General features: G+C 29.0%; 22 protein-coding genes and 2 pseudogenes. 18 read left to right on the top strand and 6 right to left on the bottom strand.

Translation table 11 applies throughout. The features are described from left to right. The first annotated feature begins 130 nt into the window (after positions 1–130). The 6 genes from ABDZ93_RS06275 to ABDZ93_RS06250 all read left to right on the top strand — a co-directional run bounded on the left by ABDZ93_RS06275 (position 131) and on the right by ABDZ93_RS06250 (position 5,866). Complete coding sequence (locus ABDZ93_RS06275; protein ID WP_343824715.1) at positions 131–1,114, top strand: D-alanyl-D-alanine carboxypeptidase family protein; 984 nt, start codon at positions 131–133, stop codon at positions 1,112–1,114. A 125-nt stretch (positions 1,115–1,239) separates the two neighbouring features. Continuing rightward, positions 1,240–2,292, top strand: a complete 1,053-nt coding sequence (gene vanG / locus ABDZ93_RS06270) for a D-alanine--D-serine ligase VanG (protein ID WP_343824713.1) — start codon at positions 1,240–1,242, stop codon at positions 2,290–2,292. Next, a complete protein-coding gene (locus tag ABDZ93_RS06265; protein ID WP_343824711.1) occupies positions 2,285–3,049 on the top strand; it encodes a M15 family metallopeptidase in 765 nt (254 codons plus the stop codon). The genes vanG and ABDZ93_RS06265 overlap by 8 nt, the downstream gene beginning before the upstream one ends. Beyond that, on the top strand, positions 3,039–4,073 hold the full coding sequence (locus tag ABDZ93_RS06260; protein ID WP_343824709.1) for an acyltransferase: 1,035 nt from the start codon (positions 3,039–3,041) through the stop codon (positions 4,071–4,073). The genes ABDZ93_RS06265 and ABDZ93_RS06260 overlap by 11 nt, the downstream gene beginning before the upstream one ends. Continuing rightward, on the top strand, positions 4,070–5,182 hold the full coding sequence (gene vanT, locus ABDZ93_RS06255) for a serine racemase VanT catalytic subunit (protein WP_343824707.1): 1,113 nt from the start codon (positions 4,070–4,072) through the stop codon (positions 5,180–5,182). The genes ABDZ93_RS06260 and vanT overlap by 4 nt, the downstream gene beginning before the upstream one ends. A gap of 87 nt (positions 5,183–5,269) precedes the next feature. Beyond that, the gene (locus ABDZ93_RS06250) at positions 5,270–5,866 is read left to right on the top strand and encodes a hypothetical protein (RefSeq protein WP_343824704.1); all 597 of its coding nucleotides are present in this window, start codon (positions 5,270–5,272) and stop codon (positions 5,864–5,866) included. Between the two features lie 81 nt (positions 5,867–5,947). On the opposite strand, the pseudogene ABDZ93_RS06245 reads toward ABDZ93_RS06250, so the two are convergent. From ABDZ93_RS06245 to ABDZ93_RS06235, 3 genes and pseudogenes are all read right to left on the bottom strand, one after another. Beyond that, positions 5,948–6,143: pseudogene (locus ABDZ93_RS06245) on the bottom strand (IS3 family transposase); the annotation flags it as partial. A 125-nt stretch (positions 6,144–6,268) separates the two neighbouring features. Next, positions 6,269–6,634: pseudogene (locus ABDZ93_RS20060) on the bottom strand (transposase); the annotation flags it as partial. A 131-nt stretch (positions 6,635–6,765) separates the two neighbouring features. Further along, complete coding sequence (locus ABDZ93_RS06235; RefSeq protein WP_343824703.1) at positions 6,766–7,428, bottom strand: hypothetical protein; 663 nt, start codon at positions 7,426–7,428, stop codon at positions 6,766–6,768. A 702-nt stretch (positions 7,429–8,130) separates the two neighbouring features. On the opposite strand from ABDZ93_RS06235, the gene ABDZ93_RS06230 reads away from it, so the two are divergent. The 3 genes from ABDZ93_RS06230 (at position 8,131) to ABDZ93_RS06220 (ending at position 9,696) form a co-directional block, all read left to right on the top strand. Further along, a complete protein-coding gene (locus ABDZ93_RS06230; protein WP_343824701.1) occupies positions 8,131–8,304 on the top strand; it encodes a hypothetical protein in 174 nt (57 codons plus the stop codon). Positions 8,305–8,438: 134 nt separating this feature from the next. Beyond that, positions 8,439–8,843 carry a GNAT family N-acetyltransferase gene (locus ABDZ93_RS06225; RefSeq protein WP_343824700.1) on the top strand — a complete coding sequence of 135 codons (405 nt, stop codon included), beginning with the start codon at positions 8,439–8,441 and terminating at the stop codon, positions 8,841–8,843. A 517-nt stretch (positions 8,844–9,360) separates the two neighbouring features. Then, a complete protein-coding gene (locus tag ABDZ93_RS06220; protein ID WP_343824697.1) occupies positions 9,361–9,696 on the top strand; it encodes a hypothetical protein in 336 nt (111 codons plus the stop codon). 267 nt (positions 9,697–9,963) lie between these two features. On the opposite strand, the gene ABDZ93_RS06215 is transcribed toward ABDZ93_RS06220, so the two are convergent. Next, a complete protein-coding gene (locus ABDZ93_RS06215; RefSeq protein ID WP_343824695.1) occupies positions 9,964–11,952 on the bottom strand; it encodes a fructose-1,6-bisphosphatase in 1,989 nt (662 codons plus the stop codon). A gap of 376 nt (positions 11,953–12,328) precedes the next feature. Here ABDZ93_RS06215 and ABDZ93_RS06210 point away from each other — a divergent pair, with 376 nt between their 5' ends. After that, positions 12,329–12,520, top strand: coding sequence for a hypothetical protein (locus ABDZ93_RS06210; protein WP_343824694.1), 192 nt, complete (start codon positions 12,329–12,331; stop codon positions 12,518–12,520). 115 nt (positions 12,521–12,635) lie between these two features. On the opposite strand, the gene ABDZ93_RS06205 is transcribed toward ABDZ93_RS06210, so the two are convergent. Beyond that, entirely contained in the window at positions 12,636–13,748 is a 1,113-nt protein-coding gene (locus ABDZ93_RS06205) for an ABC transporter ATP-binding protein (protein ID WP_343824693.1), read from the bottom strand. Between the two features lie 360 nt (positions 13,749–14,108). Between ABDZ93_RS06205 and ABDZ93_RS06200 the strand changes: the two genes are divergently transcribed. The 8 genes from ABDZ93_RS06200 to ABDZ93_RS06165 all read left to right on the top strand — a co-directional run bounded on the left by ABDZ93_RS06200 (position 14,109) and on the right by ABDZ93_RS06165 (position 23,082). Then, positions 14,109–14,486 (top strand): CoA-binding protein, encoded by a 378-nt coding sequence (locus tag ABDZ93_RS06200; protein WP_343824692.1) that lies wholly within the window; start codon positions 14,109–14,111, stop codon positions 14,484–14,486. Positions 14,487–14,643: 157 nt separating this feature from the next. Next, positions 14,644–16,494 carry a sigma 54-interacting transcriptional regulator gene (locus ABDZ93_RS06195; protein ID WP_343824691.1) on the top strand — a complete coding sequence of 617 codons (1,851 nt, stop codon included), beginning with the start codon at positions 14,644–14,646 and terminating at the stop codon, positions 16,492–16,494. Positions 16,495–16,756: 262 nt separating this feature from the next. Beyond that, the gene (gene lysA, locus ABDZ93_RS06190; protein ID WP_343824689.1) at positions 16,757–18,046 is read left to right on the top strand and encodes a diaminopimelate decarboxylase; all 1,290 of its coding nucleotides are present in this window, start codon (positions 16,757–16,759) and stop codon (positions 18,044–18,046) included. 70 nt (positions 18,047–18,116) lie between these two features. Continuing rightward, complete coding sequence (locus ABDZ93_RS06185; protein ID WP_343824688.1) at positions 18,117–19,691, top strand: alanine/glycine:cation symporter family protein; 1,575 nt, start codon at positions 18,117–18,119, stop codon at positions 19,689–19,691. A gap of 323 nt (positions 19,692–20,014) precedes the next feature. Beyond that, positions 20,015–21,259 carry an MFS transporter gene (locus tag ABDZ93_RS06180; RefSeq protein WP_343824687.1) on the top strand — a complete coding sequence of 415 codons (1,245 nt, stop codon included), beginning with the start codon at positions 20,015–20,017 and terminating at the stop codon, positions 21,257–21,259. A gap of 41 nt (positions 21,260–21,300) precedes the next feature. After that, a complete protein-coding gene (locus ABDZ93_RS06175; RefSeq protein ID WP_343824684.1) occupies positions 21,301–21,831 on the top strand; it encodes a signal peptidase II in 531 nt (176 codons plus the stop codon). Between the two features lie 527 nt (positions 21,832–22,358). Further along, positions 22,359–22,928, top strand: coding sequence for a hypothetical protein (locus tag ABDZ93_RS06170; protein WP_343824682.1), 570 nt, complete (start codon positions 22,359–22,361; stop codon positions 22,926–22,928). A gap of 7 nt (positions 22,929–22,935) precedes the next feature. Next, entirely contained in the window at positions 22,936–23,082 is a 147-nt protein-coding gene (locus tag ABDZ93_RS06165; RefSeq protein WP_343824679.1) for a hypothetical protein, read from the top strand. A 312-nt stretch (positions 23,083–23,394) separates the two neighbouring features. Here the strand turns inward: ABDZ93_RS06165 and ABDZ93_RS06160 are convergent, their stop codons facing one another. Further along, the gene (locus ABDZ93_RS06160) at positions 23,395–24,321 is read right to left on the bottom strand and encodes a DUF2935 domain-containing protein (RefSeq protein ID WP_343824677.1); all 927 of its coding nucleotides are present in this window, start codon (positions 24,319–24,321) and stop codon (positions 23,395–23,397) included. Between the last annotated feature and the right edge of the window lie 89 nt (positions 24,322–24,410).

Here is a 24,410-nt window from a genome sequence, read left to right as displayed (position 1 = left end):
AAAATATTAAGCAGTCCTTAAGAAAATCTTAATAAGTTTATAAGCCGCTGTTTATACAAAACATATTCAATTTTATTAGAATTATATTGTAAGACAACATTGTAATTTATATTTAAGGAGGAATATTGAAATGACAGCATATAGACAAAATTGTAAAAGAAAAAAGAGAAAGATAAAATATGTTCTTTCAATACCATGTGTATGTGGGGTATGTATCATAGCTTTATTTTTGTCAAATCATCTAATAAGTAAAAATAACTTCAAAATAGAATCAACTTTTAAAACTCAAGAAGCAAGAACCAGCTATGAGGTTAATGGGATTACAGCTAATAATTTATACAGTTCAAATGCTATTCTCATTTCCTTAGGTGATAATCAGATCTTACTAAATAGATCAGGTGATGAAAGGATCTATCCAGCTTCCCTCACAAAAATTATGACCGCAATATTAGCAATTGAAAATTTGCCAGATTTACACGAAAAGGTTTATCTATCGGAGGAGATGTTTAAGGAATTGTATTCTGAAGATGCTTCTATGGCTGGATTTTCACCAAATGAAAGGGTAGAAGCAATTGATTTAATTTATGGGGTACTATTACCTTCTGGTGCAGAAAGTTGTATTGGATTAGCCAATGAAATAGCAGGCTCAGAAGAAAATTATGTAAAGTTAATGAATGAAAAAGCTAAAAAACTAGGAATGAATGATACTCACTTTACAAATTCTACAGGACTACATCACAGGAAGCATTACAGTACTGTAAATGATATTGCAAAACTACTACAATATGCATTACAAAATGATACATTCCGAGAAGCATATACTTCAAAAAGTTATACGACAAAATCAACGAATATTAATCCAGATGGAATAACTTTTCAAAGTACAATGTTCAAACACATGGATACAGAATATGTAAATAAAGGGAGTATTGAAGGTGGAAAAACTGGGTATACGGAAGAAGCTAAATTGTGCCTTGCAAGTTTGGCAAAAATAAATGGCAAGGAATATATTTTAGTGACCGCTAATGCAAACGGAAATCCTGAAACGGAGCAGTTCAATATTTTAGATGCATTTAATATCTATAATCAAGTTTTTCAAAATAATGCTTATTAAAAATATTAAGTATTTCATAAGTAATTCTTAAGAAGTTAATAAGTAAATATATACAAAGTTTTTCATCGAATTATATAAACTATAATTGTTACCGATACAGATATTTATAAAGGAGAAATAAAAAAATGAATAGAAAAAAAGTTGTAATCTTATTTGGTGGGTGTTCTACAGAGTATGAAGTTTCTTTGAAGTCTGCATATACAATTATAGAGCACATAAACCAAGATTTTTATGAGATAATACCGATTGGAATAACAAAAGAAGGAACATGGTATCTATATGGAGGAGTACTGGACAAGATTATAAAAAATAAATGGATGGACGATAAATCATGTCTACCTGTCATGATTTCGCCAAATAAATGTGATCATGGAATTTTTGTATTACACCCATACCATATTGAAAAAATCAGGATAGATGCTATCTTTCCAGTTCTACATGGAAAAAATGGAGAAGATGGTACAGTGCAAGGACTTTGTGAACTTGCAGGGGTACCAATTATCGGTTGCGACACCTTATGTTCTGCATTATGCATGGATAAATACAAAGCACATTTAATTGTACAATCAAGAGGGATTGAAGTTCCAAAGTCAGTTATCCTAAAAGAACGTCTAGATGAAGCACTATTATATAAGAAAATAAGATATTTAAATATGCCTTTATTCGTAAAGCCCGTAAAATCTGGATCATCATTTGGCATAACAAAGGTACAGCAAAAGGAAGAATTATTCCAAGCAGTAGAAGTAGCCTTTACCCATGATAATGAAGTCATTATTGAGGAGAATATTGAAGGTTTTGAAATGGGTTGTGCAATATTAGGAAATCACAAGCTAATTATAGGTGAAACTGATGAAATTGAATTATCACAAGGGTTTTTCGATTACACTGAAAAATATACTTTGAAATCATCAAAAATACACATGCCTGCACGTATACCAAATGATATGGCAAAACGCGTCAAGAAGACAGCTTGTACTATCTATAGAGCTTTAGGATGTTCAGGATTTGCAAGGGTAGATGTATTTTTAAAAGCAGATGGAACAATTGTCTTTAATGAAGTCAATACAATTCCAGGCTTCACTTCTCATAGCAGATACCCTAATATGCTAAAAGGTATTGGAATGAAATTTGAGGAAATTATAGAACAATTAATAAGGACGGCGGTAGATAATGAATAGAGTGCCAATTCAAGAAGAAGAGATTTATAAAGGAAATCTAATTCTTGTAAATAGAAATCATCCTATTAAGTCGAAGGTGGACCAAGCAACGTTAATGCCTGTCACTGAAACAAAACCCACCATTTTACTTGAACGAAACTCATCGATAATGCTTCGAGAATTACTTGCTGCAGTTTTTGCAAATGGAGAGATCATACCTGTAAGTGGATATAGAAATCATGTAGAACAAGAAAATATTTATACTAATTCCTTAAAAGAAAATGGAGAAGCATTTACCCGCAAATATGTGGCCTTTCCAAATTGCAGTGAACATCAAACAGGGTTAGCAATAGACTTAGGACAAAATAGCGAACACATAGATTTTATCAGGCCGGATTTTCCCTATTATGGTATTTGCCAAAGGTTCCGAGAAAAAGCATATGAATATGGATTTATAGAACGTTATCCTATACATAAAGAAAGTATTACTGGAATTGGAGCAGAGCCTTGGCATTTTCGATATGTGGGAATCCCGCATTCAATTATCATGAAAAGAGAAGAAAAAACATTGGAGGAATACATAGATTTTTTGAGAGAAGCAGAGTATAAGAACCCATATATTTATGAAGATTCCTACAGATGGATTGAAGTATTTTATCAAAAATATGAAGATGGATTAAAAGAATTATGTTTAACAAAAGATTTATCTTATGAAATATCAGGGAACAATGTGGATGGTTTTATCATAGCTGTATGGAAAATGAAATATGAGAGATAGAAAAGAATATGTAGGCATTAATTACTTTAAAATAATATCAGCATTTCTAGTAATAGCCATTCATACGTCACCATTTGCTTCTTTTAATGGGAACATAGATTTTATTTTCACTCGAATATGGGCACGGATGGCAGTTCCATTTTTTTTCATGATAACAGGATATTTTATTTTACCTAAATGCTTAAAAGGAGAATATAAGGATATAAGGCTCAAAAAATATATCGTAAAGATAAGTAAAATTTACGTGCTTGCTACTATTTTATATATACCTATCAACACGTATGCTAAATATTTCAACCAATCTCATCTATTGCTTAATATTGTAAAAGATATTATTTTTGACGGTACATTTTATCATCTTTGGTATCTTCCAGCTTCCATACTAGGAACGATGATTATTTATTTCTTACTAAAAAAATTCAGCTATAAAAAGACATTTTTCATTGCAATCATCTTATATCTTATCGGATTATTCGGAGATAGTTATTATGGCTTCGTAGAAAAAATAAGTTTCTTTAAATTATTTTATCAAGGTGTATTTTTCTTTTCAGACTATACAAGGAATGGAATATTTTTTTCACCTATTTTTATTTTATTAGGATATTGTACGTACATAACTAAAACGCAGTTAAAAAAGCAAAGTATAAATTTTATATCCTCTATAAAAGGCTTTTTCTTATCATTTCTTCTCCTCAATGTAGAAGGAATACTTCTGTACATTTATCATATACAACGGCATGACAGTATGTATATTTTCTTAATTCCCTGTATGTTATATCTGTTTAATACTTTATTATTTGTAGAAGGAAAAAGAAATCGAGGTATTAAAAATGTAGCAATTCTTATTTATATTTTTCATCCTCTCTTTATTATATTGGTAAGAGGGTTTGCAAAAATAACAGAATTCACTTGGCTAATTGTTGATAACAGTTTCATGCACTACATAGTGGTTCTAGTTTCAACAACAGTTTTTTCATATTTATCTATAAAAATTATAAGCATACAAAGAAGGGGAAAGAAATGAATAGGGCATGGATAGAAATAAATTTAAAGGCTTTAGAGCATAACATAAAGAGCATTAAAAACATGATACCAGAACAATGTAGGATTATGGCAGTTGTAAAAGCAAATGCTTATGGACATGGAGATATTCAAATTGCTGAATATTTAAACCAGATGGGAATAGATACTTTTGCGGTTGCCACGTTAGATGAAGGCATACGTTTAAGAAAAAGTGGTATAAAAGGATATATATTAATATTAGGATATACTCATATAGAATATTTTAATGACATTGTATATCATGATCTGATACAAACTGTGGTGGATGCTGATTATGCTAAACAATTGAATACTTTTGGTGAAAAAGTTATGGTACATATCAAGATAGATACGGGAATGCACCGCCTCGGTTTAGATTTTCGAGATATGAATGTAATAAAAGGACTTTTAGAATTCGAAAATTTAGATATTAGAGGGATATACTCTCACTTATGTGTGTCTGACAGTTTATCAGACACAGATATTAGTTTTACCAATCAACAAATAAGGTGTTTTTGCCAGGTAAGAGAATTTTTAAATGAACATGGATACCATAATATAAAGACGCATTTACAGTCTAGTTATGGAATTTTAAACTATCAAGAGATTGACTGCAATTATGTAAGACCAGGCATTATTCTTTATGGTATTCAAAGTAGTATGAACATTAAAACAAAAGTTTCTTTGGATTTAAAGGCCGTACTTTCCATTAAAGCTAGAATTGCATCTATTCATGAAATAGATGCAGGAGAAAGCGTTGGATATGAAAGAAAATTTAGAGCTGTAAATAAAAGAACTGTAGCTACTGTAACTATTGGTTATGCTGATGGTATACCAAGAAGTTTAGTTGGGCAAAAAACTATTGTTAAAGGAAAATTTGCAAAAATTATTGGTAATATTTGCATGGATCAACTTATGATTGACATAACTAATATAAAAAGTGTAAAGCAGGGTGATATAGTCACACTTATAGGTCAGGAAAAAGGACTTACTGTTTCAGCAGAAGAAATGGCATATCATGATAACACAATAACAAATGAATTATTGAGCAGATTGGGTACAAGGCTTGAAAAGGTATATTGCAATGACTAAATTATTGGTATAGGTAAATCTAAAGAGAAAATTATATACAAATACTTGTGATTATTATATGGGTAATATAATAATTGGGGGGATAATATGAAGTTTAAAAGGCGTATTATAGTAATTATTATAGTAATTGTTTCATTCGGCTTAGGTATGAAGTATAGTACTGTGAAGAAGTATAATAAGGATAAGGAGTATTATTTAAATCAAATGTATTTTGAAATAGATTTTACTATATCAGCTATAACATCAATGAAATATGCCATTAATGATATAAATCAAGAGAAAGATACAGCTAATCCATTTAAAGATATATTAGAAAGAATTAATTTAATGAAGAATACCTGTGATGAAGGATACTATTATATGTTAGATACAGATAACATATATATTTTAGATTTTCTTTCCGACTCTTTTGAATTGATTAAAATTGGTATTGAATCTGGGATAGTTTTAAATGATGAAAGAATTTGTTATGGTTTCTGGGATGATAAGGTTGTTTCTGAAAATGAAATGTTATTTCTAGATTCTTTTCAGAAGGAGTTGGAGAGTATCAGATATAATATATGTAATGAAAAAATAAATGCAGTAGAGGCTGAGTTATCTATGGAGGCGTTTGATAAAATATCTAGAGGATTTACATTAAGGTATAGTACAAGCAATATTCATAGTATAGGACTTAAGAATTGATAAAAATAAAATATCTATATAAATTAAATGGTAGTTGAACATTAAAATGTACCTTAAGTGAAGGAAATTTTAAAAAAGGTTCTAAGATAAAAGATGATTTCTGAATTGAACATGAGTCATCTTTTCTAAGTTCCATTGGCCTCTTTAATTATTATGATAATCCATGTAATACTCAATTTCACATAATACATCTTCAAAGGTTTCACAAATCTTTTAGATTTGTCTCATCTTTTAAATGCCAGAAAAATGACTCCTGTAGAGCGTTGTCCCAACAATTTTAAAATATTTAAAGTACAAAAAATTCTCCATACTTTTTATAAATGGGATTAATGTTGTTGTATCTGTAGGCTGATCGCCAATAGTAAGCCATACTATATATTCTTCAGTCATTATTATTTCTCAACACGGAGCAAAATGGATACTTCGAAATCTTGCAAAAGTAGAATGATCTGGCACTGGTGAACCTTCTAAAAGGTACATGAAATTTACATCTCTTTTGCAGGAGGTTTCCATTTCCCTAGAAGAATATCTATGATTCATGTAAGAATAAAGTACAATCTTCAACATCTGACGAGGTGTGGTCTGATTTTTCCTTATTCGTGAATAAGTCAAATATAAATCTGTTAAAGTCATCTCCGCTACAAACTGACTTAGCAAACGCACCGAATCATTATCTGGAATCACGTACTCAATATTTAGTGGAAGTTTTAACTGATAATTTCCACGATCTGAGGTATAATTTTTATTTAAATTAATGTATTTGGTCATATGTTAATTTTACCATAAGTCTCTCACTCTTCTGAGTGGGAGATTCATTTTTTACGTAAAAAACTGTCGCACTAATTTTTTAGTGCGACAGCTTCTTTCTACTTTAAACAAAAATTGCCCATTTAAATTTATTAATTATTTCCTATACACATATTAGCTAAATCATTACCAAATGAAATGGAATCTTTTGGAACCCAAACTTCTTCAGTTTTCTTACCAAAGTTCATTTTTACTTTTTCAAATTCAAAAGTATTTGATTTAACATCAGTTGAAGGAGTTAATGCATTAATATTTTCAATTATTTTTTTGATGAAAATTTCTGATATTTTAGTCATATCAGTAATTTGGTTACTTTGTACTTCAGAAATAGTATCATTACCAGCTTTAGTACTTGCTTCAACCATATTAACATATGTAGTTGATATTTTAACTTGAGATATTTCTTTATCACTAGAAACAACTTCTACAGTAGGTTTTAATTTTTTTAAAGCTTCTATTTGAACGTTATAAATTTGATCTAACTGCTCATCAGTAATAGGTAGACCAGCTTGTACAAAACCAGCTTTAGTAGCTTCATTCATTGATTTTTTTTGAATTTCTGCCATAGATGTAATTTCATCATTTGTCACACCAAGTTTTTCAAATTCGGCGCTATCTTGTAAAATAACTAAGTCATAAAAAGCTTTTGCAGTTTGTTCAATAGGAATAGTCTTTTTACTGCATCCTAAAAAAATTGATGAAAGACTTAATAACATAACGATACAAAGAATACTAGGTTTTATAAATTTTTTCATATGTAATTCCCCTTTGTTTTTAAAATCTGTAAATTGTTTTTATTTAGATAATTCTTATTTAAAGCAATTATATGATATAATAAAATTTACCAAATATCAATTATTTTTGCAATAAAGGTTATTAAAATACATATTTATATATTTATATATTTTTGTAGTTTATAATATAACTATAAAAAATATTAAAAATATATTAAAAATATATTATAATAAAGCAATAAAAACTTTAATTATACCATCATGGCTTAATAAGTTAATGAAGGAAAAGAAAGTAAACTGTTCACAAGTACTTCAAAATGTTTTAAAAAAGATAGTATATATTTAAAAGATAAAATAGAATAAAATTAAAAGCTAGTAGGGAAAATCCTTACTAGCTTCTTTCTCTTTTGTAGCACATAATTTGGAGAATAAATTTAATTAAATTATAGACACTTAATTTTTAATTTATACATTAAATGTAAAAATATAAATTGTATTATATAAAAATATGTTTTAATATAAATATTTATAAGTTAAAGAGGAATGGGGTTAATTCTTTGCTATTCTTTTATTTTTATAAAAATCATATGTTAAAATTATAATAGTAGAAGATACATATTAATTAAGTTAAGATTATTTAATACGGTATACTAAAAGGTTACATTGAACTTATTGAGAAATTACCACATAATATAATTATAATTTTTATAGGAGGTATTAAGGATGATAGCTTTACTTTTATTTATAGGGATTATTTCTATAATAGTATTTCTAAACAATTTTATATCAATATTAAAGAAGATAAAAAATGATGAAGCAACTAGCTATAATACAATGTGGTGCGTCATTTCATTGATATTAGTATGGGGGATTTCATTATTTTTATGTTCTATTTGACAAATGCAACGAGAGAAAACGTTTTTAATTATAACATGAGTTAGAAATATATATTATAATTTAAGAAGGTTGTTTCTATTAGTATAATATGTAGTAGCATTTTTTGAAATTTAATGTGGAGGGAAGGTTTAAATATGAAAAGTATTATTGTAAGCGAAAGGAAGCCTTCAATTGAAGAATATATTTATTTAAGAAATTCTGTTGGTTGGAGGGTATTACAACACGACAAAATAGAAAAAGGATTGAATAGTTCAACCTACTGCGTTTGTATAGAAGACCAAGATAAGATAATTGGGTTTGGAAGAATTGTTGGAGATGGTGGAACGGTTTTTTATATACAAGATGTAATAGTTATACCTTCCTATCAAAAACAGAAGATTGGTACACTAATTATGGAAAAAATAATGGATTATATTAATAAAAACTGTGTAGATGGTTCTATTGTTGGTTTGATTGCAAAGAATGAACTGGATAATTTCTATAAAAAATTTGATTTTACATATAATCAGAACAATTGGTTTTACAGGTTCAATGCTTAGTTTTTAGTAGTTTATAGTACGTTTTATCAATATTCCGAAACGGCTGAGCATTAACAATATAAGTGAGTATTCAATATTTATTTAGATTAGTTTATTTTGCAAAAGTCTCTCTTAACTAAGAATAGTGAGTAGATTTATATTATTGGTCTAGACATACCTATTACTGAATAGTTAGTTGGAAAAATTTATAATTACTATTATTTCAAATATTATAATACATATTACGATATAACTACATAAAAATGTAGTGGGGGATAAATATGAAGATAAAAAAATATATTATAATAATTATTATAGTAACTGTGTCATCGATTGCTTAATTTGAATTGGGGATGAAGTATAGTACTACGAAAAAATATAATTGGGACAAGATATGTTATCTAAGGGGAATGCATAACATAATAAGATGGTTGGGACTATGTACCATATATAAACAATAAAAGGTAATATTGACAATGTAAATAAAAATAAAGATGAAGCTAGTCCTTTTAAGCATGTATTAGAAGACCTTGGTTCAATGATTAATGCCTGTGATGAAGGAACTTATTATATGTTCGATGATGTAGTGCAGATAGAGACTTTATATAATCTTTCTCAATCTTTTAGGTCGATTAAAAAATCTGTTGAGGAAGGGATAGTTTTAGATGGTGAAAGAATTTGTTATGGATTCTGGGAAGATAAGGTTATTTCTGAAAATGAAATATTATTTCTTGATTCTGTTCAAAAGGAATTAGAGAGTATTATAGATAATATGCATGAGGAAAATACAACAAAGGTAAGGTTAGAGCTATCTACGGGTGAATTTGCTCAAATAGTTAGTGGTTCGCAGGGAAATATGTATGGTCAAATGTGACTGGGCTTGGGATTAAAAATTAATAAAATACTTATATGGATTATAAAAATATTTAAGGGAGCTTATTTCAAAAAAGCTCCCTAAGTTTATATTATAAGCATTTAGGCATCTTCAAAAAATAAATAAGTCAGAATGCTCGTCTATTTTGTATTATACTGCGTCAACAGAACCCTTAGATAGTTCTACTATCTGCAGAACCTGTTTCCTTGTCTAACTCAAAATATACTTTCCATCTTTGACTTATTATTTATTTTCAGATGCCTTAAATTATTTTCTTTCCTTAATCATACCTTTTCTATATGCATTTAAAAGCATTTGAAGGTAATGAATTTGGCTTATAAGCTCCTTACCTATATCAGTATCTTTAATCTTTAGCCTTCTAGAGTTATATTCTAGAATGAAGTTAGTAGAGATAATATCTTTACCTTCATCAATGGCAGTTTGAGTTGACTCAAAAGGTTCATGCTGAACTAATTGAAGTCCATAGGAATTATAAATTAAAGTATAGCCTGCAATGCCTGTCTCAGGTTGATAAGCCTTTGAGAACCCTCCATCTATAACTAAAAGTTTTCCATTAGCTTTAATAGGAGTTTCACCTTTAATAGTTTTAACAGGTACATGTCCATTAATTATATGAGAATACTTAGGAGAAAGACCAAATTCTAATAGTATTTCATTACACACTTCTTCATTATCTCTAAGGATGAAGTAAGGGCATTTATTTTCTTTATGAGTAACCCTATCACTTATAAAATATCTTTCAAAGGTAGCCATTTTATCCTTACCAAAGAGAGGCGAATCAGGACCACACCATAGATACCACATGTAATCTAAAGCATAATGATCATTTTTGCTATTACATTCATTAAAATATGCTTCCCTAGCTATTCTATCTACCTTATCTAAATATTCTTTGCCACATAACTCTTGATTTCCAAGTTTAACTTTCTTGAAGGTACCATCTTCATTTAAAGGAATAGAAGCATGATATAAAAGATTAGAATTACTCTTTAAATAAAGGCTCCCCTTAGAGTAAAGACATCTAATATGTTTCTCAAGCTTTTCACTATTTAAAAAAGAGGTATGAAGCTTAGATATTAATTCTTTTTCTTCATCTGTTAATTTATAAGGATTGTTAATATCTATAGTTGGGAAGTTAGTATCATTTAGTGGATACTCTTTTCCATCTATAAGAATTGTTCCTTTTTCATAATTAACTTTATCAAGAAGTCTTCTATCATCCATGTCAAATTCAGGGTGTCTTTTAATAATTTCACCTTCTAATTTAAATTGAATAACAGAAATTGCCTTATGCATTTGAGCCATAAGTTTTAAATCTTTTTCTTTATAATAATTAACATTAACTTTTGGTTTAAATGATTTACATTGATCATTAGAATATACATCCATGGCAAAACGTGCTAAAGGTAAAATATTTATACCATAGCCATCTTCTAAGGTCTCTAGATTAGCATACCTAGTACATATTCTTATAACATTACAAATGCAGCTGTCATTTCCAGCAGCAGCACCCATCCAAAGAATATCATGATTACCCCATTGAATATCAAAGGAATGATAATTACAAAGAATATCCATAATTATGTGAGCACCAGGACCTCTATCATAGATATCTCCTACTATATGAAGAGAATCTATAGTTAATCTTTGAATAACATTGCAGATTGCAGTTATAAAATCTCCAGCTCTACCAATGGAAATGATTGTATCTAGTATTCCATTAAAGTAATTTTGTTTATTGGGTCTTGCTTCAGATTCATGAAGTAGCTCTTCTATGATATATGAGAAGTCTGCAGGAAGAGCCTTTCTAACCTTAGAACGAGTATATTTAGAAGATACATTTCTACATACTTGAATTAATTGGTTAAGGGTAATTTTGTACCAATCATCATGATCAACTTCTTTAGCAAGAGCAATATCTATATATTGTTCAGGATAATATATAAGGGTGCATAATGCTTTTTTTTCAGATTCTCTAAGGGTATTACCAAAGATGTCATTAACCTTTCTTTTTATAACCCCTGAAGCATTTTTAAGCACATGCTGAAAAGCTTCATGTTCTCCATGAAGATCCGTTAAAAAGTGTTCTGTACCTTTAGGCAAGTTTAATATTGCCTCCAAATTTATTATTTCAGTGCATGCATCTGATATTGTAGGAAAATTATGAGAAAGAAGTTCTAGGTATTTCAAATCTTTTTCAATTATATCAGCACTTATTTCACAAGTTCCGCCCATAACAATCTCCTTCTTAGCAAATAACTATCTATATAGTTATATGTAATATGCTATATTATAATTATTGTATACAGATATTATACATTAAATTTATATAATTTTCTAATAGGATAGACGGAAAGTTTGAATTAGGAAAGTTGTTGCAAAATATTATAATAACACCAAATTTATGTATAAATTGAGGGGTTATTTATTGATAATGTAGAATAATATATACTACTAGTTGAAATATATGAGTTTAAGGAGGAAAGGATTATGAAAAAGAAACCATTAAGTACTCTTTTAAGTTTGGTATTGGTTGGAACCACTTGATTTTTCTGATGAAGATAAAGCAGACATCCCTATATTGGAAACATTCTAAATTGATGGGAAAGTTTTGGCAGCTCCATATGCCAATGATTACAGAATTGCTCATTATAATAAAGAGCATTTTAAAACAGCAGGGTTGATTGCGATAGCTCCTCTTGAACTGATAGCATTGATATTTAGGAAATTTCTAGTAGCTGGTATGACGGGGGCTCAACAAAAGGATAATATGCAATTTGAGATATTACAAAATTTAGATTAGGACGTAACAAACATTAAAGTTGCTACGTCCTAAATTAATTATTTCACAAAATAAGTATTTAATTTAATGCAAAGTTTTCTTTAAATTATATATTACCCTAGGGAATGCTAATATATTAAAAGATTATTCTTTTTTCTGTATCTTTATTAAAGAAGTGAAGCTTACTTGTGTCAACAGCTACATTTATTTTTTCTTCTGATTTTATGCTTGTAGGAAATGAAGCTTTTGCAATTAGCTTTTTACCATTACAGTCTAGATATAAGTATACTTCTGAGCCCATTAGTTCAACGATGTCAACCTTAGTTGATATCACATTACTTAGATTATCCTTAGTAGAGTTATTTTCAACATATACATCTTCAGGTCTAAAACCAAGGATAATAGCTTTATTTATGTATTTATCAAACAGCGCCTTAATTTCTTCAGTATTAGGTAACTTAAGGACATTTCCATGAAATTCAGCATAAAAACCGTCAGGTTTATTTACTAGAGAAACTTCTAATGTATTCATTTTAGGAGATCCCATGAATTCACCTACAAATAGGTTACAAGGCTTGGTGTATAGACCCATAGGCGTATCCACCTGTTGAATAAATCCATCCTTCATTACTACAATTCTATCACCCATAGTCATTGCTTCTGTTTGATCATGGGTAACATATACAAAGGTCGTACCTAAAGTTTTATGTAGCTTAGTTATCTCTGTTCTCATTTGTGTCCTAAGCTTTGCATCTAAATTTGATAGTGGCTCATCAAGTAAGAATACTGATGGATTACGAACAATAGCACGGCCTAAGGCAACTCTTTGACGTTGGCCTCCTGATAACTGCTTAGGTTTACGGTAAAGGAGATCTTCAATGTCTAGAGTTTTAGCAACTTCAGTAATTTTTCTATGAATTTCATCCTTTGGTACTTTTCTCATTTTAAGGCCAAAAGCCATGTTCTTATATACGGTCATGTGGGGATATAGGGCATAGTTTTGAAACACCATGGCAATATCTCTATCCTTAGGAGCAACATTGTTTACTAAATTATCACCAATGAATAATTCACCCTCTGTAATATCTTCAAGGCCTGCAATCATTCTTAAAGTGGTGGATTTTCCACAGCCTGATGGCCCAACTAAAATAATAAATTCCTTATCCCTTATATCTAAGTTAAGGTCTTTGACAGCAACAACATTTCCATCATATTTCTTCATAATGTTATTAAAGGTTATCTTGGCCATTTTATTGCTCCTCTCAAATATATATAAGGCATCTGAAAATAAATAACAAGTCAAAGGTGGGAAGTATATTTTGAGTTAGACAAGGAAATAGGTTTCGCAGATGGTTAGCAACTATCTAAGGGTTCTGTTGACGTAGTATAACACGAAATAGATTAGCATTTTGACTTATTTATTTTTTGAAGATGCCTAAATACTCAGTTATATTTAACATATATTATAGTACACTTTACTGCTATGTCAATAAAGATACAAATTACATTTAAAGTAATTGAAAAGGCGTATTTTACATGATAGGATTAAAGAATAATAACTATAAGAATTAAACAAACTATTTATAAAATAAGATAAGGAGTGATTAATATGAATAAAATGCTTAACCTTAAACGCTGGGCTTTACTTGGTGCTACAAATGATACTACAAGATTTGGATACAAAATTTTTAGAGAATTAGAGGATAAAGGATATACTGTGTATGGAATTAATCCTAAATATGCATCAATAGATGGAATAAAGCTATATAAGTCTATAGAAGAATTACCAGAAGTAATAGATGGAATAAACATAATAGTTAATCCTAAAATTGCTTTAGAATCTCTTCCTAAAATAAAAGCAAAGGGAATCAAAAATGTATGGTTCCAACCAGGTTCCTTTAATGAGGAAGTTATAGAAGAAGCTAAAAAATTAGGCTTTAACATAGAAGTAGAAGATTGCATGCATGTGGAATTAATGAAGCTATAGGCTTTATCCTATAGAGAAAATGTTATAAAAAAACTATCTAAGTATGTAGCTTATACAGAGCTAATGAATAAATAAAATTAAACAATAAAAAACTCCAATCTCATTTTTAAATTTGGATTGGAGTTTATTTATAGGATAAGACATGGGGGAAGTTCTTATGGGTGAAGTTTTAAATGAAATACTAGATAATATTTCACAAGGTGTTATTGTTATTAACACAGAAGGAATAATAACAACTTATAATAAGAAGGCTAAGGAGATATTTGGAATATTTGAATCCTCAAAAATTAGTCATAAGGCAGATAAACTTAGAAAAGATGATTTAGTTTTTATTGTAGATAATAAAATTGGTGAAGATGATGGTGAACTAGATTATAAATCCTTTGAAAAAATAGGTATCTATGATAAGAAAATTAAAAAGAGAGATTCTATTTTAGCCTTTGGCACATATAAAAGTTCTAGTAATGGTGATGTGAATTATAAAGTTATAGATGTTAGTGATCAAAGTGGGAAAGTATATCTTGATGGAGTATATAATGGTTTAAAATATAAGCTGAGCATAGATTATAGTAAAAAAATATTAGAGATATGTATAAATGAGACAAGATATAGTATGGGTTATAGATATGCTGTTGGTCATATGGTGATAATTAGGAATAATGAATTGGTATTTTATCAAAGTAAAGGTTATACAGCTAGAAATGAAAGTTTAAGATACATATTAGCAGAGCGAGTTTTTAGAGAAAAAGGGAAGAATGCAAAGGCTATAAATCCTATTGGAGATTTTATTTTTAATGTGCATGAAAGAAATAATGAGATGGACAAGTTCTATAGGTGTGCTACTAAAGAAGATAATATAGTTACAAACGAATTTATGAATATTAATGGTATAGCTACATTATCATCAATTATACCACTATATTCAGAAGAAAATAAAATTGGTGCTATATTAAGAGTTGAAGACATAACGGAACTGAAAGAAGTAATAGAAGAAAGAAATATTTTATTAAAGAATCTTAAAAAAACAGAAAAGTTATTAGAAGATGAAAATATAGCAAGAAGTTTTAAAAAGTTTCAAGGGGTAAGCACTCATATAAATGATATTAAGAAAATAGCTTACAAATCATCAAAAACAGATTCGACAGTATTGATACTAGGGGAAAGTGGAACGGGAAAAAGTACTTTAGCAGAAGAAATTCATAATCTCAGTAATAGGAAAAATAGTAAGTTTCTCCATATAAATTGTGCATCTTTACCAGAAAGTCTTTTAGAAAGTGAGCTTTTTGGGTATGAAGGTGGAGCATTTACTAATTCAAAAAAGTCAGGTAAACCGGGACTATTTGAATTAGCTAATAATGGAACTGTATTTTTAGATGAAATAGGAGAAATGCCATTAAAGATTCAAGGTAAATTGCTTAATTTCTTACAAAATAAAACCTTTTATAGAATTGGAGGAATAGAAGAAATTAGGGTAGATACCAGAATTATATGTGCTACAAATAAAAATCTAGAACAGTCAATAAAAGAAAAGGAATTTAGAGAAGATTTATATTATAGAATCAATATTATACCTATATATATTGAGCCACTTAGAAATAGAATTGAAGATATACCTATATTGGTGGACAAGTTAATTATAAATTTATCTGAAAAATTAAAACGAGAACACATTACTATAACTAGAGAAGCAATGAATAAATTAATGTGCCTGTCTTGGTCAGGGAATATAAGGGAATTAGAAAATGTTCTTGAAAGAACAATAAGTTTAAATGATTCTAATGTAATATATTCTAAGGACATATTAGTATATAATACAGAGAATGAAACAAAACAAGTAAGTGAAAGTTTAAAAGTTAGCTTAGAAGAAGCTGAAAAGAAAATAATAATTAACTGTTTAAGGGCTTATAAAGGAAATATAAAAGAGTCCTTGAACACATTAGAAATTGGAAAAACAAGCTTTTACGATAAAATAAAAAAATATAATATTAATATAAACGATTATAAATAAAATTAAATATAAATATTCCGTAAATGTGGAATGGAGTTCGGAAAAGTGAACATTGAAATTCTATGTATATTGAGTAAAATCAAGTCATTGGGAATAAATATTTAGAATAGTTCGAAAAAATGGAAAACCATATAAACTATACTTAAAGATAAATATAAAAATGGCTATTTTAAAGCAATTAATTTAGTAAGTTGCGTTTAAAAAAATGGCATAGTTATTGCTTTACTTATAAAGTAAGAATTTTAATAGGAGGCAATAATATATGTTACAAAATAGCATTAAAGATGGAAAATTATATTTTAATGGATGCAATGTTGAAGAATTAGCACAAAAGTACGGTACACCTTTGTATGTAATATCTGAGGATTGCATAAGAAACAAATGTAAAGAATTAAAGGATAGTTTTACAGAAAAGTATCCAAATACTAAGGTATTCTATGCTAGTAAAGCATTTTTGACTTTAGAAATGTGTAAGATAATGAAAGAAGAAGGCATGGGAATAGATGTAGTATCAGGAGGGGAACTTTTTGTAGCAATTAGAGCTGGAATTAATCCAAAAGATATCATGTTTCATGGTAATAATAAGACAACTGCAGAATTAAAAATGGCCATAGAGTATAGTGTGGGAAGAATAGTAGTTGATAGTGTAGATGAACTACAGGTACTAGAGAAGCTTGCTTATGAAGCAAATAAAGTTGTAGATATTTTATTTAGGATAACTCCGAATATAGATTGCAATACTCATAAGTATATAAGTACTGGTCAAAAGGATTCTAAATTTGGTATTCCACTAGATGGTGAGATTATAAAGGAAGCTATAACTATAGCTAAAACATCAAAAAATATAAATTTTAGAGGAATTCATTTTCATGTAGGTTCACAACTCTTTCACAATTCATCTCATCTAAAGGCTGTAGAAAATGCAGTTGAATTAATGAAAAATCTTAAATTAGATTTAGATATAGATGTAGAAGAATTAAACGTTGGAGGAGGTTTTGGGATAAAATATCTAGAAAGTGATGAACCAAAACCCCTAAGCTATTTTATTGATGCAATAATGGAATTAATTAAGAAAAATACTTATAAAAATGGACTTAAAATGCCTAAGGTTTTCATTGAGCCTGGAAGATGGATGGTTGGAGAAGCTGGAATAACTCTTTACACTGTGGGAACCATTAAGGATATTCCAGGAGTAAGAACCTATGTATCTATAGATGGAGGATTACCGGACAATCCAAGAACCGCATTATATACAGCAAAATATCAAGCTTATTTAGCAAATAAAATGGATAATGAAAGAAATAAAACTGTTACAATAGCTGGGAAATGTTGTGAATCAGGCGATATACTAATATGGGATTTGATGGTACCTAATTCTATAGAAAGAGGAGATATTCTTTCAGTTATGAGTACTGGAGCATATAATTACTCCATGGCTAGCAATTATAATAAAATTCCAAAGCCAGCTGTAGTGATGATAAAAGATGGACAAGAGAGAATTATCGTAAGACGTGAAAGTTACGAGGATTTAATTTCCATGGATGTAATTTAATAATTCTAGTTTAAATATGGGTGATATGAGATAATAAGTATGAATTATAAAATTTTGGGGGGATATAACGATGGAAGGATTTTTTAACTCGATAAATAAAATATTTGAGTTTATAGTACCAGTAGCAGACTTTTTATGGGATTTTCCAACTAATTTTCAATGGTATTCTAACATTCCTATAATAGGAAAGTTTTCTTTAGCTATCTTACTTTTAGTAGGGTCAGGCATATATTTTACGTTTAAAATGGGATTTGTTCAATGTACTAAGTTTAAAAAAGGGATTAAAATACTTGCAGAGAAGAAAGCACATGAAGCAGGAATTAGTCCTTTAGCATCATTTCTATTAAGTTCAGCTATGAGAATAGGACCTGGTAACATAGTAGGTGTTACTGGAGCCATTAGTGTAGGAGGTCCAGGAGCTATCTTTTGGATGTGGGTTTCTGCTTTCTTTGGAATGGCAACAGCCTTTGTAGAAGCAGTTTTAGCTCAAATATTTAAAGAGAAAAAAGATGATGAGTTTGTTGGTGGATTACCTTTCTATGGAATGAAAATTTTAGGAAATAAAAGATCAATAGGAATAATACTAGCAGTTTTATTTATTGTATATGCAATGTTTTGTATACCAGCGCAGACTTTCAATATTGTAACTAGTTTAAGTTCTATAGTAGAAACAATCACTGGAACTGTCTATGAAAGGCAATCATTGCTATATTATGCAATTACCATATTATTAATAGCTTCAGTTGTAGTTACTGTATTTAAAGGTATAAATGGAGTTACTAAGGTTACAGATAAATTAGTTCCTATAATGGCTATAATCTATGTAGGGATAACATTAGTAATAATTATATTTAACTTAGATAAAGTTCCTCTATTTTTTACTGCCGTATTTGCTGGGGCTTTTAAACCTCAAGCTATCTTCGGTGGTGCCTTTGGTGTAGCACTTGCTCAGGGTATAAAAAGAGGCCTTATGTCAAATGAAGCTGGACAAGGTACTATAACTATGGCTGCAGCTACAGCAGATAATGATCATCCCGTTGAGCAAGGTTTAGTACAAGCCTTAGGAGTATTTTTAGATACTATGATAATTGCTACAATGACAGGAATAGTAGTAGTTATGGCAAGTCTTTGGGCAGCTGATTCAGGAGTGGCTTGGGAGAGCATAAAAGGTTCTAAACTAACAGTTTATTTAACTTCTGTACAATATTTAATTCCAGGTACGGCCTTTGATTCAATTGCTACTGTAATAATATCTTTATGTTATGGATTATTTGCATTTACAACTCTACTTGGAATGATTCTATTTGCAGAAATATCCGGGAACTTTATATCAAAAAGTAAGAAATGTATTAATACTATAAGAAGTTTAGGTGCTTTAATATTTGTACCTTTTGGTTGTTTAACAGTTTTATCAGGATTAGAACTTGGTAATTTATGGTACATATCTGACTTAGTAAATATACTAGTTGTATATGCCAATGTGCCTATACTGTTATTGGGATGTAAAATTGTATTTAAGACTTTAGATAATTATAACAGTACTAAGGGCGCAAAATTTAACTCTCTAGATATAGGAATTGAAACCCCTTGCTGGGGAAACTATGGAACTGATAATTATAAAGAAGAGAAACAAATATCTATGTAAATATTTAAATTGTATAAAAAATAGGATAATAATGTATACTAAAATATTACCCATATGATATAATAGAATATATTAGAAAAAATGGAGGAAACAACTGTGAGATATCTTAATATAAAAAAAGGATATACCCCAATGAGCAGCAGTTCTATGTTTAAAACTGCAATATTGCCAACCAAGGGGTTACTTTATCTTTTTTTAAGATGATTTTGCAGGAATAATAGTCCTTCAGTTTCAAAAGTAACTCCAAGGCTTTATTATAAAGATTAAATTCTTCATAATAGAGTCTTTTATTATGCTCATAAAAATCATTAGGGGGAGTTACAATGAATAACGTAAAAGAAAGTTTAAATATAAATAAGATTAATAAAGGGAAGAGAGTAGATTACTTAGCTAGGATAAAGAAAAATATAAAAATTGATTATATGTATAAATTTTTATCTTCCATAGATATAAGCTCTGCCATTTGGGTATTATATTTAGCTCATAAAGGCATGTCTCTTATAGAAATAGGACTTTTAGAATCAGTTCACCATATAACTAGTTTAATATGCGAAGTTCCTACAGGAGCTTTTGCTGATATTATGGGAAGAAAAAATACTATAATACTTGGAAGGATAATGTCTTCAATTGGAGCAATCTTAATGCTGTTTTGTAATAGTTTTTTAGGGTTTGCCATCGCCTTTGTAATATCCGCCATATCTTATAATTTAAACTCAGGTTCAGAGGAAGCCTTAGTTTATGACTCCTTAAAAGTTATAGGAGAAGAGGAAAAATATTTAAAGATAAATGGAAATTTAAATTTTATAATTGAAGTAGCTCAAGGAATAGCTGTATTAGTTGGAGGAATATTATCAGATTACTCCTTTACATATAGCTATGGATTATCAGCCATTATAAGTATATGTGCATTAGGAATTTCTTTTGGATTTAAAGAACCAGAATTCCATGAAGAAGCAAAGGAAAGAGTGACTATAGTAGGCCATTTTAAAAGCTGTTATGAAGTGATGAAATCTAATAAAAAAATTATACTAATAATGATGTTTTTTGAATTAATATTTATGACCGGCACAACTACTCATTTTTATACTCAACAGTATTTTAGTGAAATGGGATACTCTAGAAGTTTCATAGCAATAATCTATGTAATATCAAGTATAGGCTGTGCCATAGGAGCAAAACTCGCCTATAAAGTAGAAAGGAAATTAAAGAAATCCATGCTTTATATAGTCCCAATGTTAGGAGGCGTGTGGCTTATAATTCTTAGTAACAGTAAAAATATAACTGCTATCATAGGATTTATTATGTTTTCTATAAGCATAAATATTTTATATCCTGTTAGCTCTAACTATATAAATAAGCTTATTCCATCAGCCCAAAGAGCAACCTTAATATCTGTTCAAAGTATATGTTTTAGCATATTTATGATTATGATATTTCCACTACTAGGTTTTATAGGACAATTAAGTTCATTAAAGGTAGCTTTTATGGTACTTGCAGTGATTCTTTTCATAATAAGCTTTGGGAGTAGGGGAGTTTTAAAAGAAAATAATCATTTCAAAGTTTTGTAAATTATGCTAAGATTGTCTATATTAGGTGGTGTAGAATAAATATGAAAATTCAAAACAAAAAAACAGGTATAGCAGTGCTTATTTTAGTAACAATAGAGCAGGCTATTAAAATAGTAATTAACAACAATTTTCTTGACAAAAAATTTCCTATATTGCCTCCTTTATTATATTTTAAGCCTATGTTCAATAGGGACTATTCATGGTTTAATTCTATGTTGCAATTAGGGATCAGTAAATGGATTCATATTTCAATAGTAGCAATTATGAGTATATTAATATATCTGTTTTATAAATATCTAAATAAGCAATTTGGACCTAACAAAACTATTAATATTATGTATGCTTTCATATTTTCTGGTGCTATGTGTTCATTAATTGACAAGATTTTTTGGAATGGTAGTTTAGATTATATATTAGTAAATGGGTTTTTTACCTTTGACTTAAAAGATGTATATATAAATATTTTTATGGGGTTGCTAATCTTAGCATTGCTCTTTAAAAACAAAGTTTTAAACCAAATTGATGATGATATAGTAAAAGATTTTACTAAATATATTCTACGAAAGTTATAAACATAAACGGAGTTCTTTGCTTCAGAGGGAGTTTTTACTCCCACTGAAGCTTACTAACAGAGTTCTAAGTATCAGTATTTTCGATACTTAGAACTTGTTGTCCTTTAGGAGAAATCGTTATTCAGGGTCGTAGCCGCTCTTTACTCCCACTTTGAAGAAGATGGGAGTATTAGAGCGGTAGTCATCGGATAAATTTTATCATCGAAAGAATAAGAATTAACGGTTGTAGTTAAGTAACATTGTTCTAAAATTATTTGCAACTACTAAAAATAATAATAGAAACAAGAAAGGCCACATGTTGGAATTAATATTCAACATGTGGCTCATTTTTGAAGCCTTTTAGATAAACGTTGGATCAAATGGATTTTCAGTAAATAGTGATTTTAAAATAAGAGAGATAATATATTCAAAAATGGTAAATTTATTTAAAATTACATTTTATTACTGTATAATTAAAATATAGTCTTATGAATAATGATAAAGTATTATGAAGTAAGTATAATTTATTTTTAGAGAGGTAATTTAAAATGATAAAAAAATGTTTAACTGTTATAGTAATTACTTTTATTCTTTGTATTACTAGTTGCAGTAATTCAAGTTCAAATATTGAAAGTTATCTTAATAGTGGGACATCAATTGATTCAAAGGCGAAAGACATTATGCCAGAGCTAGAGGAGTTACCTGAATATGAGGATATCGAATACAAATATACACATATTCCCCTGTTAATTTTTGAATCTCACTCCGTTGCCCTTATTGTGAGCTATGATGATAATACATTTGAGGGTGAAAAAAAGAAATTAGATGAACAATATACTTTTTTAGATAAAAAAATCAAGTCTGATTTTAATGAAAGTAAGTATTACATTCCTGAATATGAGTTTTCAGTAGAGAGTTATGATTTTAGAGTTATAGATGAAAAGGGTACTTCTAATACGGAATTTCCTAAATCCTTTGGAATGATTGGAATATCTGAAGAGAAAAAAAGTATAGCATACTTGTATTTTTATGATGGAGACCAAGATTATATAGGAGAAGAAGATGAAAAAAATCCTATGGCTAATTTCGTTAAGAAATATTTTAAATATAATTTTTAGATATATATTGTCTCTTAAGTTTTATTTAAATGTAGGTGTTCTTGAACATAAAGAAGGGATTATTGGTACAAATATAAAATTAAAAGATGTACTAATATCAAAAGGATATACTGTTGACTTTGAATATTTTAATAGTGGACATGATTATTTATAATAGGAAGAAACTTTAGCAAATGGTTTAATTTCACTTATTGGAATATAGTATTGTTTACGCGGTGGATACGCCCTTACTTTTGGCTATGTGATTGACACACTAATAAAAAAGTACACACGTTTCAAGAGTTTTCATTATATGTAAATTATTTATTGTTACATTAAAATTAAGGCATGGTAGCCATATCATGACCTCCATGCCTTTAAAATAATTATCATAGAAAGCTATTTACAGAAATGATTTCACACTCTCAATAATTTATAAAATAATACCTTTAGATTAAAAGTATAGTTTCTATTTATTACTTAAATTTTACATACTTTTTTTAAATATTTTCAGTAAGCGCAAATAGTGATTAGCCTCACGTAAAGTATGATCTCCCAACAAAGGTATTATTATGGATTTAACCTTACATTCCAATATTCCTTGCGTACCTTGTGCTTTGAATTTGCTGATTGCCATAGTTGCCTCGAGGCTTTCGTCTGTAATTTCAGGAATTGCCATTGACTTGTTCATGGCATTCTTTGATTCCATTAGTAACTCATCAAATTCATTTGCAAAATTATTTGCTGTCTTTATAAGTTCCTCTTCAGTTGGGTCAAGCAATCCACGAATAAATTTTGAATGCTCAGCCATAATTCTATTCCAAAAAGTTTCTTGCTCATAAGCTTCTCTTTCTAAGTCTATCTCTTCATCATTTTGCAATCTCTGTATCGTTTTTAAATAAAAATTTGCTTCTCTTAAAATATGATCAATAAGTAAAGGATAGTTAACTGTGAATACTTTGCACTCTAAAACATCTGATAACAATCTCTTTTTAAATCGTATTAAACCTCTAACTAATTCCATTCCAATCTCGTTAAGTCTACGTACCCTCTGTTCTAGCCTTTGATCATATTTCATCGGCGGAGCTCCCATCAATTCCTCCTCAGCCTCAGTCAAACTGGTAGGAATATCTACTCCTGTATAATATGCTGATGCCATTTCAGCATTTAATGTAAATGGTGTTACCACCTCACCAGACCTTAAAACACTAGGGCTAACAACACCGTTTGAAAGTGATATAACATCGTATAAAAATTTATCAAACTCCATTCTAAACATGTCTGCTTGCTCCATAAGTTTTGAGTTCTTTGGTGTAAAACCTATTTGCAAAAAAAATGAATGCTCCTTCATAATCCTAGCAAAAAAAAGATGCAACTCCAATGATTGTCGTATAAATTCATTAGTAGATAGCATAGCTTACCTCTCTTAATATAAAATACTTATCGCTATTATTATATTAATTGTATGTGTATAATGTTACTTTTTATTGTTAAGTTATAAAT

It is taken from the genome of Clostridium subterminale (genome assembly GCF_039521425.1).
In the GTDB taxonomy this organism is placed as follows: domain Bacteria; phylum Bacillota; class Clostridia; order Clostridiales; family Clostridiaceae; genus Clostridium_J; species Clostridium_J subterminale.
This window is presented reverse-complemented; position numbering and strand designations above follow the sequence as displayed.